Below are 17,847 nucleotides of genomic sequence, written 5' to 3' on the forward strand. Positions count from 1 at the left end.
GGGGCAGGCAACATCAAAGTTGAATGTGCCGGCCTCATCGCGAGCAGGCTCGCTCCAACAGGTAATGTAGTGCCTTTACCTGGCAGCCGAAACCCGCCAAACCTTGTTCCCCACATCATCGGCCACCAACAGGTCACCCTGCCGGTCGATCACCACGCCCACCGGGCGGCCCATGGCCTGTTCCTTGTCGTTGAGAAAACCGCTGAGCACTTCAACGGGCTTGCCGACAGGTTTGCCCGCGCTGAACGGCACGAAAATCACTTTGTAGCCGCTGTGGGGGTTACGGTTCCATGAGCCGTGCTGCCCGATGAATGCCCCTTGGGTAAAGGGCGGCGGCAGCTTGCTGTTTTCGGCGAAGGTCAGGCCCAGTGATGCCGTGTGCGGGCCGACGGCGTAGTCCGGGGCGATGGCCTTGGCCACCAGGTCCGGGTTTTGCGGCTCGACGCGAATATCGACATGCTGGCCGTAGTAACTGTACGGCCAGCCATAGAATGCGCCGTCCTTCACCGAAGTGATGTAGTCCGGTACCAGGTCACTGCCGATTTCATCCCGTTCGTTGACCGCGGTCCACAGCGCTCCACTGTGCGGTTCCCACGCCATGCCGTTGGGATTGCGCAGGCCGGAGGCGAAGATCCGCTGCTGGCCGGTGGCGCGATCCACTTCCCAGATCGCCGCGCGGCCTTCTTCCTTGTCCATGCCGTTTTCGCCGACGTTGCTGTTGGAACCCACGGTGACGTACAGCTTGCTGCCGTCCTTGCTGGCGATGACGTTTTTCGTCCAGTGATGGTTCAGCGGGCCACCCGGCAGGTCGACAACCTTGACCGGCGGCGACTTGATCTGCGTATCGCCACTTTTATAGTGGAAGCGCAGCAGGCGATCGGTGTCGGCCACATACAGGTCATTGCCGACCAGCGTCATGCCGAAGGGCGAATTGAGGTTTTGCAGAAACACCGTGCGGGTTTCCGCGACGCCATCGTGGTCCTGGTCGCGGAGCAAGGTGATGCGGTTGGCGCTGGGCACACCGGCCCCGGCGCGGTCCATGACTTTCTTCATGACCCAGCCGCGGATGCCTTTGCCGTCTTCGGGTTTGGGTGGTGCGTTGGTTTCCGCCACCAGTACGTCGCCATTGGGCAGCACATAAAGCCAGCGGGGGTGATCCAGGTCCTCGGCAAATGCGGCCACTTGAGTGCCCGTGGCGGCGACGGGTTTCGCACCCTGTGGCCAGCCGATGGCCGGGGCGATGTTCACGGTCGGGATCAGGGTTTTATTGGGTTCCGGCAGTTGGGGTGACGGGCCGGTGCCATCGGAGACTTGCAGGCTGGAGGTCTCGCCACAAGCGGCGAGCCCTCCGCTGAGCGCGATAACGAGAACGAGCGGGGGCGTGCGCATACTGGTCTTCCCTATGAATGCCTTGTTCTAATCATAGAGAAGCGTTGTCGTGCGATGGTTCAACCCTCAGCCGCGGGCTTCCTTGAACAGCACCGCAATACCGGGGTGATAGTTGCCGGCTTCGTTGCGCAACTTGCGATAGGCATAAGGGAAATACCAGGCGACAGCGCAGGTGTGTTCTTTTTGCAGGTCGTCGACCATGTCCTGGAGCTCTTCCGGCGTGGCGCCCTGCTGGGCTTTTTGCGGGGCGACGAACAGGCAGCCGAGTTTCAGGTCGCTGGCGTGGCTCAGCCGCTTGGCATCGCTGGCGATATCGAGCAGGGCCTGGGACAGGTTGAGGCTGTTGACCCGTGGCCAGCGCTGGCTGGTCTGGATGTAGGCGCGGGTTTCGGACGAGGCCAGGAGCAGGTCGGCGCGGCTATTGCGTTCGCCTTCTTCGGTCTGCTTGCGGGTTGGCGTCTGTTGCAGCGTGACCATCTCGGCCATCCAGGCGGCGGCAGACAGCAGTCCGAGATTGGCCTTTTCGTCGTGCCAGTACGGTGTGTCGCCATCGCCGCGGACGGCGTTGTAACGGTCGATGCATTCGAACCAGTGCTCGAGCACCGGGCGCAGGAATTCCAGCTTTGGATTGCTGATGATCATGCCTTGCATGGGCTCACCCTTGTTGTTGTGTTGTGAGGTTGTGGCTCTTTGATATCACTGCTGGGAGCGTGGCACAAGATTGACGTCAGTTTATTGATTGATGGCAGTTATTCGGTCGTTGGCCTCCCGGCTTTAATTGACGCTCCACCCCCAACCCTCTAACCTTCGCGGCTTGTTTCAGGTGCTCTGTGGCTTGGGTCGACAGAGTGAAACAGGGAAGCCGGTGAGTGAGTTCTTCTGTTGGTCGAAGGCCCGCAATTCCGGCGCTGCCCCCGCAACGGTAAATGAGTGAAAACTGTGTGTGATGCCACTGTGTCGATTCGATGCGGGAAGGCGCACAGTCCGGCCCCGCGCCACTCATGAGCCCGGAGACCGGCCTGATTCATCCAGCGGCATCACGGTGGGCGATGCCAGGCTTGTTGCCTTCTATTCTTGTGCCTGCCCGCCGTTATTCCTGCCTCAACGGAGAGCTCCCCCATGACTGATACCCCCGATCGTGACGAACGCCACCTGGCGCGCATGCAGCGCAAAAAAGCCGTGATCGACGAGCGCATCGCCAATTCCCCGAACGAATGCGGCCTGCTGCTGGTGCTGACCGGCAACGGCAAGGGCAAGAGCAGTTCGGCTTTCGGCATGCTTGCCCGCGCCATGGGGCACGGCATGCAGTGCGGCGTGGTGCAGTTCATCAAGGGCCGCAACAGCACGGGCGAAGAGTTGTTCTTCCGGCGCTTTCCCGAGCAGGTGCGCTTTCACGTGATGGGCGAAGGTTTTACCTGGGAAACCCAGGACCGCCAGCGCGACATCGCCGCCGCCGAAGCCGCCTGGGCGGTGTCACAGCAACTGCTGCGCGATCCTTCCATCGGTCTGGTGGTGCTGGATGAGCTGAACATCGCCCTCAAGCACGGCTACCTCGATCTCGATCAGGTGCTCAGCGACTTGCAGTCCCGGCCACCGATGCAACACGTGGTGGTTACCGGTCGTGCCGCCAAGCCGGAAATGATCGAGATGGCCGACACCGTCACCGAAATGGGCGTGATCAAACACGCCTTCCAAGCCGGGATCAAAGCGCAGAAAGGCGTCGAACTGTGAACCAGCCTCGTCATTGCCCGGCGGTACTGATTGCCGCGCCGGCCTCTGGCCAGGGCAAGACCACCGTCACCGCGGCACTGGCCCGATTGCATCGCAATCAGGGGCGCAAGGTTCGCGTGTTCAAGTGCGGCCCCGACTTTCTCGATCCGATGATCCTCGAGCGCGCCAGCGGTGCGCCGGTGTATCAACTGGACATGTGGATGGTCGGTGAGCAGGAGAGTCGCCGGTTGTTGTGGGAAGCCGCTGCTGAAGCGGATCTGATCCTGATCGAAGGCGTCATGGGACTGTTCGACGGTACGCCGTCGAGCGCCGATCTGGCGCGGCATTTCGGTGTGCCGGTGCTGGGTGTGATCGATGGCACCGCCATGGCCCAGACCTTCGGCGCATTGGCCCTGGGGCTGGCGCGTTATCAGCCGGACCTGCCGTTCGCCGGCGTGCTGGCCAATCGTGTCGGCACGCTGCGCCATGCGCAACTGCTCGAAGGCAGCCTGACTGAAGGTTTGCGCTGGTACGGCGCGCTGTCCCGGGAAACCGGGATCGAATTGCCGAGCCGGCACCTGGGGCTGGTGCAGGCCAGTGAGTTGAACGATCTCGACCTGCGCCTCGATGCGGCCGCCGATGCCCTGGCCAGCAGTTGCGAGGTCGCGCTGCCGCCGGCGGTCGAGTTCGCCGCGCCTGATGTCATCGCGGCCGAACCGCTGCTGGCCGGTGTGCGCATTGCCGTCGCCCGGGATGAAGCCTTTGCGTTCACCTACGGCGCGAGCCTGGATCTGCTGCGGACGATGGGTGCCGAGTTGTCGTTCTTCTCGCCGATCCGCGACCGAGCGTTGCCGGAGGCGGACAGCCTGTATCTGCCGGGTGGTTACCCGGAGCTGCACCATGTTGCGCTGGCGCAAAACACTGCGATGCTCGATGCCATCCGCGCCCACCACCAGGCAGGCAAACCCTTGCTCGCCGAGTGTGGCGGCATGCTGTATCTGCTCGATTCCCTGACCGATGTCGAGGGCGCTCGCGCCGAACTTGTTGGCTTGCTGGCCGGTGATGCGGTGATGCAAAAGCGTCTGGCGGCGTTGGCGTTGCAGGCGGTGGATTTGCCGGAAGGTTCGCTGCGCGGGCACACCTATCACCATTCGTTGACCACCACTGAACTGGCGCCGATTGCCCGGGGCTTGAGCCCTAACGGCGGGCGCGGAGCGGAGGCGGTCTACCGTGAGGGGCGGATGACCGCTTCTTATGTGCACTTTTATTTTCCGTCGAACCCCTCGGCGATTGCCGCGCTGTTTGCCCCGGACCTTGAGACCGTCATCGCTTCCATAATGGATCACCTGACTCCTGTGGGAGCGAGCCTGCTCGCGAAGAGGCCATGACGGACAACGCATTTTCCGAAGCCGAACGCGCAGCGGTCTATCGCGCCATCGCCGAACGCCGCGACATGCGCCACTTCAGTGGCGGCACCGTCGAGCCTGAATTGCTGCGGCGCCTGCTCGAAGCCGCACACCAGGCCCCCAGTGTCGGCCTGATGCAGCCCTGGCGCTTCATCCGCATCAGTGATCGCGCCTTGCGCGGGCAAATCCAGGCACTTGTGGAAGAAGAACGCATCCGCACCGCCGAAGCCCTCGGCGAGCGCAGCGATGAGTTCATGAAGCTCAAGGTCGAAGGCATCGGCGATTGCGCCGAGGTACTGGTTGCCGCGCTGATGGACGACCGCGAGCAGCATATCTTCGGCCGCCGCACCTTGCCGGAAATGGATATGGCTTCGCTGTCCTGTGCCATCCAGAACCTGTGGCTGGCGTCCCGCGCCGAAGGACTGGGCATGGGCTGGGTGTCGCTGTTCGAGCCCCAGGCACTGGCGGACTTGTTGAGATTGCCGCCGGGAGCAAAACCGCTGGCGGTGCTGTGCCTGGGACCGGTCAAAGAGTTCTACCCGGCGCCGATGCTGGTGCTCGAAGGCTGGGCACAGGCGCGTCCGCTACATGAATTGCTGTACGAAAATTATTGGGGAGTGAGTCAATGAGTGTGGCGTTGTTGAGTGTCGCCGCGGTTGCGCTGGATGCGCTGCTGGGCGAGCCCAAACGCTGGCATCCGCTGGTGGCGTTCGGCCGTTTTGCCGAGCGCATCGAGCAACGTTTCAACGGCGGCGGTCGCGGCTGGCGCAGTCATGGCGTCACCGCATGGGTGATTGCCGTGTTGCCGCTGACATTGTTGGCCACGGCATTTTCCTGGGCGCCTTATGTCGGCTGGATCGTCGAGATTCTCGCGCTCTATTGCGCCCTTGGCATGCGCAGCCTCGGTGAGCACGTCACGCCTGTGGCCAAGGCCCTGCGCAGTAATGACCTGGAGGCGGCGCGCACGCGGGTGAGCTATCTGGTCAGTCGCCAGACCAGCGAACTGGATGAAACCGAGGTCGCCCGTGCCGCTACCGAATCGGTACTGGAAAACGGCAGCGATGCGGTGTTCGCGGCGTTGTTCTGGTTTGCCGTGGCAGGCGCGCCGGGCGTGGTGCTCTACCGCCTGAGCAATACGCTGGATGCGATGTGGGGTTATCGCAATGAACGTTTCGAACGGTTCGGCTGGGCGGCAGCGAAGGTCGACGACGTGCTCAATTACATTCCTGCGCGCCTGGTGGCACTGACTTACGCGTTGCTGGGCAAAACCCGGCTGGCGTTGAAGTGCTGGCGCACCCAAGGGCCGACCTGGGACAGCCCGAACGCCGGCCCGGTGATGGCGGCAGGGGCGGGTGCCCTTGGCGTCGAATTGGGTGGGGCGGCGATTTATCACGGCGAACTGCATCAGCGTCCGCAGTTGGGCGAAGGGGTACCGGCCGACGCCGACTCCATTGACCGGGGCTGGCAATTGGTCCAGCGCGGGGTATGGTTATGGCTGCTGATTCTCTGCCTGGGGGCCGAATTTTATGCTTGAGCACGGTGGGCGACTGCGCAAAGCGGCGCTCGAATACGGCATAGATGAAGCCGACTGGCTGGACTTGTCCACGGGCCTTGCGCCCTGGCCGTTCCCGGTGCCGAATATTCCGCTGCGGGCCTGGGCCCGTTTGCCGGAGTCGGACGACGGTCTGGAGCAGGCCGCCTGTGATTACTACGGCACCTTGCAGGCCTTGCCGGTGGCCGGCTCGCAAATGGCGATTCAACTGCTGCCGCGATTGCGTCGGGCGGGCAAGGTCGGCGTGCTGTCACCCTGTTACGCAGAGCACGCCGAAGCGTGGCGTCGCAACGGCTACATCGTGCGTGAAGTGCTGGAGCAGGAAGTCGACTTCTTTATCGACAGTTTCGACGTGCTGGTGGTGGTCAATCCGAACAACCCCACGGGCCTGAGCCTCACCCCCAGTCGCCTGCTCGACTGGCACACGCGACTGGCCCAGCGCGGTGGCTGGCTGGTGGTGGACGAAGCGTTCATGGATAACACGCCGCAACTGAGCCTGGCGCCGTTTGCCCATCAGGTCGGATTGATCGTCTTGCGCTCCTTCGGCAAGTTTTTCGGCCTGGCCGGTGTGCGCCTGGGGTTTGTGCTGGCCGAGCGCAAGTTGCTCAAGTTGCTGGCAGAACAAGTGGGGCCGTGGGCCGTGAGCGGGGCAACCCGGGTCGTGGGCCAGGCCTGCCTGCGCGATACCGAGGCGCAAACGGCGCAACGGGTGCGCACCGAAGAGGCCAGCGAGCGCCTTGCGTCGTTGCTGGCGCAACACGGCTTCGAGCCCCAGGGCGGCTGTGCGCTGTTCCAATGGCTGATCACCGAGCGCGCCGAAGCACTGCATGAGTTCATGGCCCGGCGCGGCATTCTCCTGCGGTTGTTCACGCACAACAGCAGCCTGCGATTCGGCTTGCCCGGTGACGAAGCCGGCTGGGTACGACTGGCGCAGGCGTTCGACGATTTCGCCAAGGAAAACCAATGACCACGCTGATGGTGCAGGGCACCACATCGGATGCCGGTAAAAGCACGCTGGTCACCGCGCTGTGCCGTTGGGCTACGCGCCAAGGCGTCAGGGTGGTGCCGTTCAAGCCGCAGAACATGGCCCTCAACAGTGCGGTGACCGCCGACGGTGGCGAGATCGGCCGCGCCCAGGCGGTACAGGCCCAAGCCGCGCACCTTGAGCCGCACACCGACATGAACCCGGTGTTGCTCAAGCCCAACAGTGACACCGGTGCCCAGGTGATCATCCATGGCCGCGCTGTCACGACCATGAATGCCGTCGCCTATCACGACTACAAAACCATCGCCATGCAAGCGGTACTGGCCTCCCACGAGCGCTTGAGTGCAGCGTATCCGCTGGTGATGGTCGAGGGTGCAGGCTCGCCGGCGGAAATCAATCTGCGGGCCGGCGACATCGCCAACATGGGCTTCGCCGAAGCGGTGGATTGCCCGGTGCTGCTGATCGCCGATATCAATCGCGGCGGCGTTTTCGCTCACCTGGTAGGCACCCTCGAACTGCTGTCGCCGAGCGAACAGGCGCGGGTCAAAGGCTTCGTCATCAATCGTTTTCGTGGCGACATCGCGTTGCTGCAACCCGGTCTCGACTGGCTCGAAGAGCGCACCGGCAAACCGGTGATCGGCGTGCTGCCGTACGTGATGGACCTGCACCTGGAGGCCGAGGACGGCATCGATCAACGCCAGACCGACAAAGCCGAACAGGTGCTCAAGGTGGTGGTGCCGGTGCTGCCGCGCATCAGCAATCACACCGATTTCGATCCGTTGCGCCTGCATCCGCAAGTGGACCTGCAATTCATCGGCCCCGGCCAGGCGATTCCGCCTGCCGACCTGATCATTCTTCCTGGCTCGAAAAGTGTACGCAGTGACCTCGCGTACCTGCGGGCCAACGGCTGGGACACCGCCATTGCCCGGCATCTGCGTTACGGCGGGAAGCTGCTGGGGATCTGTGGCGGCCTGCAGATGCTCGGTGAGCAGGTGCATGATCCGCTGGGTCTGGAAGGTGCGCCGGGTTCCAGCGCCGGCTTGGGGCTGCTGGCGTTCCAGACTCAGCTCGAACAAGAGAAGCAGTTGCGCAATGTGCGTGGTCGTCTGGCACTGGAAGATGCGCCGGTGGCGGGTTATGAAATTCATGCCGGCGTGACTACCGGTCCGGCCCTGGAAAACGCCGCTGTGCAGCTGGATGACGGCCGCTGTGATGGTGCGCAAAGTGCTGATGGGCAGATTTTCGGCACCTACCTGCACGGGCTGTTCGAATCGCCGGCGGCGTGCAGTGCGCTGTTGCGCTGGGCCGGGTTGCAGGAGGTGCAGGCCGTGGATTATCACGGCTTGCGCGAGCGCGATATCGAGCGGCTGGCGGATCTGGTGGAGACGCATCTGGATACCGGGTTGTTGCGGCAGCTCTGCGGGATTTGAGGCGTCTGTCATGGCCTCATCGCGGGCAAGCCCGCTCCCACAGAGATTTGGTTTGATCATGAAATTTGAGTACACCTCGCAACCCTGTGGGAGCGGGCTTGCCCGCGAAGAGGCCAGTCGCTTCACTGAAGATTTTAAGGAATAAGCAATGCTCCAACTGATCCTCGGCGGCGCCCGCTCCGGCAAGAGTCGCCTGGCTGAAAAACTCGCCATCGACAGCGCCCTGGCCGTGATCTACATCGCTACCAGCCAGCCACTGGACGGAGAAATGAGCGAACGGGTAGCCCATCACCGCGCCCGTCGTCCTGCCGAATGGGCATTGATCGAAGAACCAGTGGAGCTGGCCCGGGTGCTGCGCGAATCCGCCCGTATCGACCGCTGCCTGCTGGTGGATTGCCTGACCCTGTGGCTGACCAATCTGCTGATGCTCGACGATGCCGAGCGCTTGCAAGCCGAGCGTGATGCCTTGCTGGACTGCCTGGCGTCGCTGCCGGGTGAAATCATTTTTGTCAGCAACGAGACTGGAATGGGTGTCGTGCCGCTGGGCGAATTGACTCGCCGCTATGTCGATGAAGCCGGTTGGCTGCATCAAGCTCTGGCTGAGCGTTGTCAGCGTGTCGTCCTGACTGTCGCCGGCCTGCCCCTGACTCTGAAAGGAACTGCGTTATGACTCAATCCTGGTGGCTGAACCCGTGCAAGCCGGTCGATAGCCAAGTGGTCGAACAGGCACAGGCGCGGCAACAGCAACTGACCAAGCCGGCCGGCTCCCTCGGCCAGCTGGAAGCGCTGGCGGTGCAACTGGCGGGTTTGCAGGGGCGGGTCAAGCCGAGTCTGGAGCAGGTGTGGATCGCGATTTTTGCCGGTGACCACGGCGTCGTCGCCGAGGGCGTGTCGGCGTTTCCCCAGGAAGTGACCGGGCAGATGCTGCTCAACTTCGTCAGCGGTGGTGCGGCGATCAGCGTATTGGCGCGGCAACTGGGCGCTTCCCTCGAGGTGGTTGACCTTGGCACGGTGACGCCGTCGCTGGACCTGCCGGGGGTGCGTCACCTGAACGTCGGCCCGGGCACGGCAAATTTTGTACAGGGACCGGCCATGACCGAAGCCCAGGGGCAACTCGCCTTGCAGGCCGGCCGTGACAGCGTGCAGCGGGCAGTTGCCAGCGGTGCACAGTTGTTTATCGGTGGCGAAATGGGCATCGGTAACACCACCGCCGCCAGCGCCCTGGCGTGCGCGCTGCTCGATTGCCCGGTGGTGCATTTGACCGGGCCTGGCACCGGGCTCAATGCCGAAGGTGTCAGCCACAAGGCCCAGGTGATCGAGCGCGCCCTGGCATTGCATGGCGCGCAGCGCGGCGATGCCTTGCAGACCCTGTTCAACCTCGGCGGTTTCGAGATCGCCGCGCTGGTTGGTGCCTATCTCGCCTGTGCCCAGGAGGGTGTCGCGGTGTTGGTGGACGGCTTCATTTGCAGTGTCGCGGCGCTGGTTGCGGTGCGTTTGAATCCTGATTGCCGTCAGTGGTTGTTGTTCGGTCATCGCGGTGCCGAGCCGGGGCATCGTCACGTGCTGGAAACCCTGAATGCGCAACCCTTGCTCGACCTCGGCCTGCGACTGGGCGAAGGCAGTGGCGCGGCGTTGGCTGTGCCGCTGCTGCGCCTGGCTTGCGACCTGCACGGGCAGATGGCGACCTTCGCCGAAGCCGCCGTGGCAGATCGTCCGGCATGACCTTGCGCGTGGATCTGTTGCGTCACGGTGAAACCGAACTCGGCGGCGGCCTGCGCGGCAGCATCGATGATGCGTTGACCGACACGGGCTGGGCGCAGATGCGCGCCGCCGTGATCGGGCAAGGCCCGTGGGACCGGCTGGTCAGTTCACCCTTGCAGCGTTGCGCACGGTTTGCCGAGGAGCTCGGTGCGCAACTGGGTGTGCCGGTGCAACTGGACAAGGACCTGCAAGAGTTGCATTTCGGCGCCTGGGAAGGGCAGAGCGCGGCGGCCTTGATGGAGACCGACGCGCAGGCCCTGGGCTTGTTCTGGGCCGACCCTTATTCGTTCACGCCGCCTCGGGGGGAGCCGGTTGCAGACTTTTCGGCACGGGTGCTGGCAGCACTGGAGCGTTTGCACGCGACCTGTGCCGGTGAGCGCATTTTGCTGATCAGCCATGGCGGTGTGATGCGTCTGTTGCTGGCACAGGCGCGCGGGCTGCCGCGGGAGCAACTGCTCAACGTTCAGGTCGGGCATGGCGCGCTGTTTTCGCTGACGGTGGAGCCTGCGGGCGTGTTGAAGGAAGTGCTCTGACCATGTTGCCATTCTGGATCGCCCTGCAATTTCTCAGCAGCCTGCCGATTCGCCTGCCCGGTATGCCTGAGCCCCGGGAACTGGGGCGGTCGCTGCTGTTTTATCCGTTGGTGGGATTGCTCTTTGGCGTGATTCTGTGGGCAGTCAACTGGCTGTTGCTCGGCACGCCGACCTTGTTGCACGCGGCGCTGTTGCTGAGCCTTTGGGTGCTGCTCAGCGGCGGGCTGCACCTGGATGGCCTGGCGGACAGCGCCGATGCCTGGCTCGGTGGTTTTGGCGACCGCGAGCGTACGCTGACCATCATGAAAGACCCGCGCAGCGGGCCGATCGCCGTGGTGACGCTGGTGCTGGTGTTGCTGCTCAAGTTCACCGCGCTGCTGGCGTTGATCGAGCAGCCGCATTCACTGGCATTGATCATCGTGCCGTTGATCGGTCGCAGCGCATTGCTCGGCTTGTTCCTGACTACGCCCTATGTGCGCGCCGGTGGCCTGGGCCAGGCATTGGCCGACCATCTTCCGCGTTCGACGGGCAAACAGGTGTTGGCGGTCAGCGCACTGGCCTGTGTGTTGATCGCCGGTTTAAGTGGTGTGGTGGCGGTGGTGTTAGCGGCGCTGGGGTTTGTCTGGCTGCGCCAGGTGATGTTGCGGCGCCTGGGCGGCACGACGGGTGACACGGCGGGCGCGATGCTGGAGTTGCTGGAAGTTGCAGTGCTGGTAGGCTTGGCGCTGTTTTAACTGTTATTCCGGTTCTGTAACTTGATTTAACCGACTCGCGGGTATATACACGCACCATGCTCGACTCCCAATGTTTATGCATCAACCTGCGTCGCGCCGCCCGTGGCGTCAGCAGGCACTACGACGGCGCTCTCGACGGCTTCGGGATCAACGTTGCGCAGTATTCTTTGCTGTGCAATCTGCAGCGTCTGGATCAGCCGAGTATCTCGACCCTGGCCGAGGCCATGGGCCTGGATCGCAGCACCCTGGGGCGCAATTTGCGGGTGCTGGAGGGTGACGGCCTGGTGACGCTGGTCGAGGGCGAGGACATGCGCAACCGCATCGTCCTGCTGACCGAGGCCGGGGCAGAACGCCTCAAGGCTGCCTTGCCGGCCTGGGAAGCCGCGCAGCAACGCTTGATCGATCGCCTGGGCGCCGAGAAGCGCGAAACCTTATTGAAGCTGCTGGACGAGCTGGCGTGACGCCGGTTTTTCCGATCATAAGCGGGTATATACCCGCTACCGGAGAACAACAATGACATCGATGTGGCGTACATGTGGCTGGGTTCTGTTGGGGAGTGCGCTGATCCTTGCGTTGTCGTTGGGCGTTCGCCATGGCTTCGGGCTGTTTCTGGCGCCGATGAGCGCCGAGTTCGGCTGGGGCCGTGAAGTCTTTGCCTTCGCCATCGCCCTGCAGAACCTGATCTGGGGTCTCGCTCAGCCATTCACCGGCGCCCTGGCCGACCGCTTCGGCGCGGCGAAAGTGGTGCTGATCGGTGGCGTTCTGTACGCGGCCGGGCTGATCTGCATGGGGCTCTCCGACTCGGCGATGACCTTGTCCCTGAGCGCCGGCCTGCTGATCGGCATCGGACTGTCCGGTACGTCGTTCTCGGTGATTTTGGGGGTGGTCGGCCGCGCGGTGCCGCCGGAAAAGCGCAGCATGGGCATGGGGATCGCCAGTGCGGCCGGCTCGTTCGGCCAGTTCGCTATGTTGCCCGGCACGCTCGGTTTGATCGGATGGCTTGGCTGGTCCGCGGCGCTGCTGGCGCTGGGCTTGCTGGTGGCGCTGATCGTGCCGCTGGTGAGTATGCTCAAGGACAAGCCGCTGCCTGTCCTGGGCCACGAACAAACCCTTGGCGAAGCGCTGCGCGAAGCCTGCTCTCACTCAGGATTCTGGCTGCTGGCGTTCGGCTTTTTCGTGTGCGGATTCCAGGTGGTGTTCATCGGCGTGCACTTGCCGGCCTATCTGGTGGATCAACATCTTCCGGCGACGGTCGGCACCACGGTGCTGGCGCTGATCGGCCTGTTCAACATCTTCGGCACCTACACCGCTGGATGGCTCGGCGGGCGCATGTCCAAGCCGCGTTTGCTCACCGGTCTGTACTTGTTGCGGGCGGTGGTCATCGCATTGTTCCTGTGGGCGCCGGTGACGACCACCACGGCTTACCTGTTCGGCATGGCCATGGGATTCCTGTGGCTGTCGACGGTGCCATTGACCAACGGCACGGTGGCGACCTTGTTTGGTGTGCGAAACCTGTCCATGCTCGGTGGGATTGTTTTCCTGTTTCACCAACTCGGTTCGTTCCTGGGCGGCTGGCTGGGTGGCGTGGTGTATGACCGAACCGGGAGTTATGACTTGATCTGGCAAGTGGCGATTCTCTTGAGTCTGTTGGCCGCTGCCCTCAACTGGCCGGTGCGTGAGCGGCCGGTAGAGCGTCTGCAATCACAAATGAGTGCGATATGAACAGTCTTTGGCCGCGGATCGCTGTAGCCGCTGTCTGCGCCTTATTGCTGGCGTTGTCGTGGTGGGGCTGGCATCAGGGCGGGCTGGCGCTGATGCAGTTGGGCATGGGTGCTTGCTAGTGAGCGTTGATGGCGAGTAACGTCGGGTTTGACGATTGCTCAAGGATGCTCGATATGCTCAAACGCTGGTGTGCCGTTCCCGCGTTGCTGATGGCGTTGTCCGGACTGACCTGGGCCGCTGATTGTCCGAAAGTGCTGCAGGGCTCGCTGCCGAAATTGCGAGCCAAGGAGTCCATCGACCTGTGCCAGCGCTTCGCCGGTAAACCGTTGGTGGTGGTCAACACCGCAAGTTTCTGCGGCTTCGCCCCGCAGTTCGAGGGCCTTGAGGCTCTCAATCAGCGCTACAAGGGGCAAGGGCTGGAAATATTGGGTGTACCTTCCAACGACTTCAAGCAGGAGTCCAGGGACAGCGCAGAGACTGCGAAGGTGTGCTATGCCAACTACGGCGTGACCTTCACCATGACCGAGCCGCAAAAGGTTCGTGGCGACGATGCGACGCATTTGTTCAAGGTCCTCGCCAGTCAAAGCAGCGCGCCGAAGTGGAATTTCTACAAGTATGTGGTGGACCGCCAAGGCAAGGTGATCGCCAACTTTTCCAGCCTGACCAAGCCCGATGATCCCGAGTTCATTGCAGCGGTGGAGCAAGCCCTGGCTTCACAACCTTGATCCGCACTCACTAAAAAGCCCCGCCTCTGTGAAGAGAGCGGGGCTTTTTTGATTCCGATGGCGAGCGGTTCAGGCTCGCCGGGAATCATCAGAAGCGATAGGTCGCACCGAGACCGAAACCGTTCGCGTAGTTGTCATACTTGGCATTGTAGGTCTGGCCATGGTCGTCGCCGTTGACCTTGACCGATTCCTCGCGCAGGTACGAGTACGCCAGGTCGATGGTCAGGTCGTCGGTCGGACTCCAGCCGGCGCCCACGCTGAAAATCGTGCGATCGCCAGTCGGGATGCGTGGGGAACGGTCGACGTTGTTGGTCGGTGCCTGGTCAACGGACAGGCCGGTACGCAGTACCCATTGCTTGTTCAACTGGTAGGACGCGCCGAGGGCGTGAGCCCAGGTGTCGTGCCAGTTCTGTTCTTCGGTGATGGTACCGAACTGGCCGTTCAGAACAGCCGGAACACCTTTGTTTTCAACGGTGATTTCTTTCAGGCGGCTCCAACGGGTCCAGGTGCTGCCGGCGTAAAGAGTCCACTTGTCGTCGAGCTGGTGAGTGACCGAAAAGTCCACCGATTCGGGCGTGGTCACATCCAGCGAAGCGTCGTATTTCTGGCTCGGATTCTGGCCGACCAGGCCCAGCAGGTTGTAGTTGACCTTGGTGTCACCCTCGAGCTTGTACTTCACTTTCGAGTGGTAGGTCAGGCCGACACGGGTGCTGTCGGTGGCTTGGACCAGCACGCCGATGTTGTAGCCCAGGGCGGTGTCGTCACCCTTGATCTTGACTTGACCATCGGGCAAATTCGTTAAGGTCGGCAAGGCCGTTATGTTCGATTCCAAGGTGCCGTCGATGCGGTTGATGGTCGGGCCGAAACCGATGGAAACCTTGTCGTTGAAGGCGTAGCTGACAGTCGGTTGCACGGTGACGATCTTGACTTCGCTCTTGCTGCCGAAGTAACGACCCTCAAAGCCGTTTTCGTAGTCGGTTACCAGGCCGAACGGGGCGTATATGCCAATACCGAAGGCCCAATGGTCGTCGATTGGCTTGACGTAGTAACCCATGGGCACGGCGATGAACGGAACCATGTCGCCGTCATTGCTGCCACGGTTGTTCGGGGAGGAGCTTGCGTGGCTGATGTCAGTGTGTGCGTCGATCATCGCAACACCGCCGGTGACTTGTTCGCGCTTGATGCGCGACATGCCGGCAGGGTTGCCAAAAATGGTGGATGCGTCGTCGGCAGAAGAAGAGCGCCCGGCAAACCCTGTCCCCATCCCGCTGATGCTTTGTTCGTTAAGGGCAAAGCCACTTGCGAAGATGTGCGTGGATGCCATGGCGACGGCGAGGCTAAGGGTGGTTTTGAGCATTACTTTTTTCATTATTAGAATTCCTGGTGATCACCGGGGCGAAAATTACCAACATTTTCGTCCCGGCGCCATAGGCTGTATGCCTTGATTTAGAGCGGTTTTGTAGGACAATCCGACCAGATTCGCAGCGTGTTGCGCGATGTTTGGATCCAGAGGTGTCAGCAGGCTACCTGATTCAGCGGTGAAACACAGGTCTGCCAGGCGCAAGTGAAATCACGCAGACGTCCCTGGGGCTGAAATGTCTGGCGCCAGATTCTGGCCATACCCAACAAATCATCAGGGGCGGGGAGGGGGGTATTCTGTTCTTCCACCAGCAGCCAGGCGATGGCGGTGGCGTAACGCAGGTTGACAGTCAATTCGAGGTGCGGGCCACTGAGAAACGCATGCTGGCTGGCCAGGCCGCGGACCAGGCTTGCACGGTCGGGATCAAGGGCCAGGTAGTGGTCCCAAAGGGCCTGGTGGCGGGGTTCGGCGATGCGGTACAGGCCGTGCCCACGGCGGTCATGCAGGGCGGAACCAAGGGCGGACTGGCTGGCGGCAATGCCCAGCAGCAGGGATTCGGCAGTAGCGCTATGGCGTCCGAGGTAGATCAATGTCGGACGAATCACATAACGGCACAGTTCGCTGGCAGCGATACCCATAAAACCCTCGAAACCTGAATTGGACGGCGATACCTGAAGGGGGGCTTGGCAGCAGTGAATCGGCTCAGGCTCGCCGCAAGCGGGTCAAGCCGCTTGAGTTGAAGTGTAGTGTCATATTCGCGCTGTAAAGGCCTGTTTTTAAAATATTTCCAGCGACCCGTTATAACCCTTATATCGGATCGTGCTTAGTCGTGATTCGAGATGAGGGAAATATCGGGCAATAAAAAGCCCTGCTTTTCGGGCAGGGCTTTTGGGTTTTTCAGCCGTTCTGGCGTTTCAGGCAACCAGTGCCTGACGGGTACGCTCGATCACGGCCTGCAGCGGCTCGGCGCTGGAGTATTGATCGGGGTACAGGCGTTCGCTGTGACGAGCGATACCGTGTTCGTTGACCAGGGTGAAGCTGAAGCAGCCTTTGCGAGCGGCCATGATCAGGCAGTTCATTGGTGCAAAAGCGTTGGTTAGGGTGCGAATGGCATCCTGAGTGTGGATTTGAGTAGACATTATTGGGTGTTCCTACAAATGACACGGATAAGAACCGTGCAACGTTAAAACGTTCCAGTAACGTCGATCACCATTGATCGAACGAAGAACCCGACTGGAACAAAGCAGCCAGTTTGAAGCGCTGATAAGTTGGCGCGCTTGGGCTGGCAGGTAGGTACTTAGGAGGGCAGGCAACACATCAAGGGCAAAGGTTCTGGGCCCGGGGTGAAGATCCTGATCAATTTGCAGGTTGGTTCGAGCAGAGTAGGCAGGCGGAGCAACACCCTTTGCTGTCGATTCAAAGGTTGTGTTGGCGCAAGATTTACCTGGAAACCATCGAGGTGGTCGATCCCGCTTGTTCGGTGGAGGCTTCCTTTGGGAAGGCTGACCGGGGGGATTTGTTCGACCAGAATTGACTTTCAGCTTGGTACTAACGCCGCGGATACTAACGGATTGAACTGGACAATGGAAGTGTGTTAGCAAAAAGAATTTCCTGGCAGGAGCTCGATCGGACTGTTTTGCCTTGTAGCCAAGCGTATGAAACTGCGCTGTCTCCGATTGATACGCCCTGTAGCAGAACAGAATCCGACCATTGGTCATCGAGGTTTTTAGCAACGCAACCGTCCAAACACCGGGTTTGCCAAGGCTTATCCCCAGGCATGACCAAAAAACGCGCCGAAAAAGTGCATCGATATAACCGTCGCAAAGGCACTTGTGCACATTAGTTGCGCACTCTGTCACCCCGCTGTCATCTGATGTTCAAGCGCCATGGCTGCCTGTAACCAAAATTTAAGTCAATGAAAAACATCGCTTTTTTTTACTGGTGAAAAAATCGTCAGTTTGACTGCGAGCCCCATTCCACAGGGCTTTGCGCGGGTTCAGGGGCGGTTGTCCACTGAGTTATCCACAGCTTCTGTGGATTGTCCCGAGCGCTTGCTCTAGGACGGGCGTGCCGGGATATTTTCAGCTTTACCTGTAAGAAAAAGAGAGTAAAGTTGCGCGCCTTCCGATCTGCCCCACAGTGCTTTATGAAGTTTCGCTCAGCCCCTGTTTCCTCTTCCTCCACACCGCCCTCCGTTGCCCCTACCAAGCGCTTTTCCATGCGCGTGGCAGAGTGGCTGTTGGACAGTCCGCATCTGGGTGAAAACCGCAACGTCAAACACATCGCCGGGCGATTGCTCAAGCAACCGGCCCGTGAAGGCGTGGTGGCTGCGCAAAGCCGCCTTGGCCAGTTGATGTGCCGCGAATGCGGGAATGCCCGGGACCGCCGGATCGGTCAGGACCTGTTGCGTCAGGCCGCTCGGGCAGGCGATCACCGCGCTCAACAGGAACTGGGGCTGATCGAAGACTGAGCTGTCCAAGACCGGACGCCTTGGTTAACCTTCAGGCTTTATCCGAATCGCAGGAGTGGCTATGGCAATG

20 protein-coding genes and 1 riboswitch are annotated in these 17,847 nt (G+C 61.6%); of the genes, 15 read left to right on the forward strand and 5 right to left on the reverse strand.

What is annotated here, in order from left to right:
• Positions 1–75: 75 nt before the first annotated feature.
• Both AC3IX1_RS08490 and AC3IX1_RS08495 read right to left on the reverse strand, forming a co-directional pair.
• Positions 76–1,389, reverse strand: coding sequence for a PQQ-dependent sugar dehydrogenase (locus AC3IX1_RS08490; protein ID WP_489387834.1), 1,314 nt, complete (start codon positions 1,387–1,389; stop codon positions 76–78).
• 66 nt (positions 1,390–1,455) lie between these two features.
• The gene (locus AC3IX1_RS08495) at positions 1,456–2,040 is read right to left on the reverse strand and encodes a hypothetical protein (RefSeq protein ID WP_489387835.1); all 585 of its coding nucleotides are present in this window, start codon (positions 2,038–2,040) and stop codon (positions 1,456–1,458) included.
• A 153-nt stretch (positions 2,041–2,193) separates the two neighbouring features.
• Positions 2,194–2,426, forward strand: a riboswitch (cobalamin riboswitch).
• 82 nt (positions 2,427–2,508) lie between these two features.
• Between AC3IX1_RS08495 and cobO the strand changes: the two genes are divergently transcribed.
• From cobO to AC3IX1_RS08565, 14 genes are all read left to right on the forward strand, one after another.
• Positions 2,509–3,120 (forward strand): cob(I)yrinic acid a,c-diamide adenosyltransferase, encoded by a 612-nt coding sequence (gene cobO / locus AC3IX1_RS08500; RefSeq protein ID WP_008017892.1) that lies wholly within the window; start codon positions 2,509–2,511, stop codon positions 3,118–3,120.
• The gene (locus AC3IX1_RS08505; protein WP_489387836.1) at positions 3,117–4,487 is read left to right on the forward strand and encodes a cobyrinic acid a,c-diamide synthase CobB; all 1,371 of its coding nucleotides are present in this window, start codon (positions 3,117–3,119) and stop codon (positions 4,485–4,487) included. The genes cobO and AC3IX1_RS08505 overlap by 4 nt, the downstream gene beginning before the upstream one ends.
• Positions 4,484–5,134, forward strand: coding sequence for a 5,6-dimethylbenzimidazole synthase (gene bluB / locus AC3IX1_RS08510; RefSeq protein ID WP_489387837.1), 651 nt, complete (start codon positions 4,484–4,486; stop codon positions 5,132–5,134). Before AC3IX1_RS08505 ends, bluB begins: the two co-directional genes overlap by 4 nt.
• Positions 5,131–6,039, forward strand: a complete 909-nt coding sequence (cbiB, locus tag AC3IX1_RS08515) for an adenosylcobinamide-phosphate synthase CbiB (RefSeq protein WP_046037626.1) — start codon at positions 5,131–5,133, stop codon at positions 6,037–6,039. The genes bluB and cbiB overlap by 4 nt, the downstream gene beginning before the upstream one ends.
• On the forward strand, positions 6,032–7,024 hold the full coding sequence (cobD, locus tag AC3IX1_RS08520) for a threonine-phosphate decarboxylase CobD (protein ID WP_489387838.1): 993 nt from the start codon (positions 6,032–6,034) through the stop codon (positions 7,022–7,024). Before cbiB ends, cobD begins: the two co-directional genes overlap by 8 nt.
• The gene (locus AC3IX1_RS08525; protein ID WP_489387839.1) at positions 7,021–8,472 is read left to right on the forward strand and encodes a cobyric acid synthase; all 1,452 of its coding nucleotides are present in this window, start codon (positions 7,021–7,023) and stop codon (positions 8,470–8,472) included. The genes cobD and AC3IX1_RS08525 overlap by 4 nt, the downstream gene beginning before the upstream one ends.
• 148 nt (positions 8,473–8,620) lie before the next feature.
• Entirely contained in the window at positions 8,621–9,142 is a 522-nt protein-coding gene (gene cobU / locus AC3IX1_RS08530) for a bifunctional adenosylcobinamide kinase/adenosylcobinamide-phosphate guanylyltransferase (RefSeq protein WP_489387840.1), read from the forward strand.
• Entirely contained in the window at positions 9,139–10,194 is a 1,056-nt protein-coding gene (cobT, locus tag AC3IX1_RS08535) for a nicotinate-nucleotide--dimethylbenzimidazole phosphoribosyltransferase (protein WP_489387841.1), read from the forward strand. Before cobU ends, cobT begins: the two co-directional genes overlap by 4 nt.
• Positions 10,191–10,766 (forward strand): alpha-ribazole phosphatase family protein, encoded by a 576-nt coding sequence (gene cobC, locus AC3IX1_RS08540; protein WP_489387842.1) that lies wholly within the window; start codon positions 10,191–10,193, stop codon positions 10,764–10,766. The genes cobT and cobC overlap by 4 nt, the downstream gene beginning before the upstream one ends.
• A gap of 2 nt (positions 10,767–10,768) precedes the next feature.
• Positions 10,769–11,500, forward strand: a complete 732-nt coding sequence (locus AC3IX1_RS08545) for an adenosylcobinamide-GDP ribazoletransferase (protein ID WP_489387843.1) — start codon at positions 10,769–10,771, stop codon at positions 11,498–11,500.
• A 56-nt stretch (positions 11,501–11,556) separates the two neighbouring features.
• Positions 11,557–11,961, forward strand: coding sequence for a MarR family winged helix-turn-helix transcriptional regulator (locus AC3IX1_RS08550; protein WP_046037619.1), 405 nt, complete (start codon positions 11,557–11,559; stop codon positions 11,959–11,961).
• A 52-nt stretch (positions 11,962–12,013) separates the two neighbouring features.
• A complete protein-coding gene (locus AC3IX1_RS08555) occupies positions 12,014–13,222 on the forward strand; it encodes an MFS transporter (protein ID WP_046037618.1) in 1,209 nt (402 codons plus the stop codon).
• The gene (locus AC3IX1_RS08560; RefSeq protein ID WP_007977581.1) at positions 13,219–13,341 is read left to right on the forward strand and encodes a hypothetical protein; all 123 of its coding nucleotides are present in this window, start codon (positions 13,219–13,221) and stop codon (positions 13,339–13,341) included. The genes AC3IX1_RS08555 and AC3IX1_RS08560 overlap by 4 nt, the downstream gene beginning before the upstream one ends.
• Before the next feature lie 54 nt (positions 13,342–13,395).
• Positions 13,396–13,947 carry a glutathione peroxidase gene (locus AC3IX1_RS08565; protein WP_489387844.1) on the forward strand — a complete coding sequence of 184 codons (552 nt, stop codon included), beginning with the start codon at positions 13,396–13,398 and terminating at the stop codon, positions 13,945–13,947.
• Between the two features lie 88 nt (positions 13,948–14,035).
• Here AC3IX1_RS08565 and AC3IX1_RS08570 read toward each other — a convergent pair whose 3' ends face one another.
• The 3 genes from AC3IX1_RS08570 to AC3IX1_RS08580 form a co-directional block, all read right to left on the reverse strand.
• Positions 14,036–15,316, reverse strand: a complete 1,281-nt coding sequence (locus AC3IX1_RS08570) for an OmpP1/FadL family transporter (protein ID WP_489387845.1) — start codon at positions 15,314–15,316, stop codon at positions 14,036–14,038.
• A 146-nt stretch (positions 15,317–15,462) separates the two neighbouring features.
• Positions 15,463–15,945, reverse strand: coding sequence for a hypothetical protein (locus AC3IX1_RS08575; RefSeq protein ID WP_046037615.1), 483 nt, complete (start codon positions 15,943–15,945; stop codon positions 15,463–15,465).
• 276 nt (positions 15,946–16,221) lie between these two features.
• Positions 16,222–16,446: a hypothetical protein gene (locus tag AC3IX1_RS08580; protein ID WP_007898912.1), complete on the reverse strand. Its 225-nt coding sequence runs from the start codon at positions 16,444–16,446 to the stop codon at positions 16,222–16,224.
• Between the two features lie 1,007 nt (positions 16,447–17,453).
• On the opposite strand from AC3IX1_RS08580, the gene AC3IX1_RS08585 reads away from it, so the two are divergent.
• Entirely contained in the window at positions 17,454–17,777 is a 324-nt protein-coding gene (locus AC3IX1_RS08585) for an SEL1-like repeat protein (protein ID WP_079246787.1), read from the forward strand.
• Positions 17,778–17,847: the final 70 nt, after the last annotated feature.

Source organism: Pseudomonas sp. KH_046_2, from assembly GCF_057838985.1.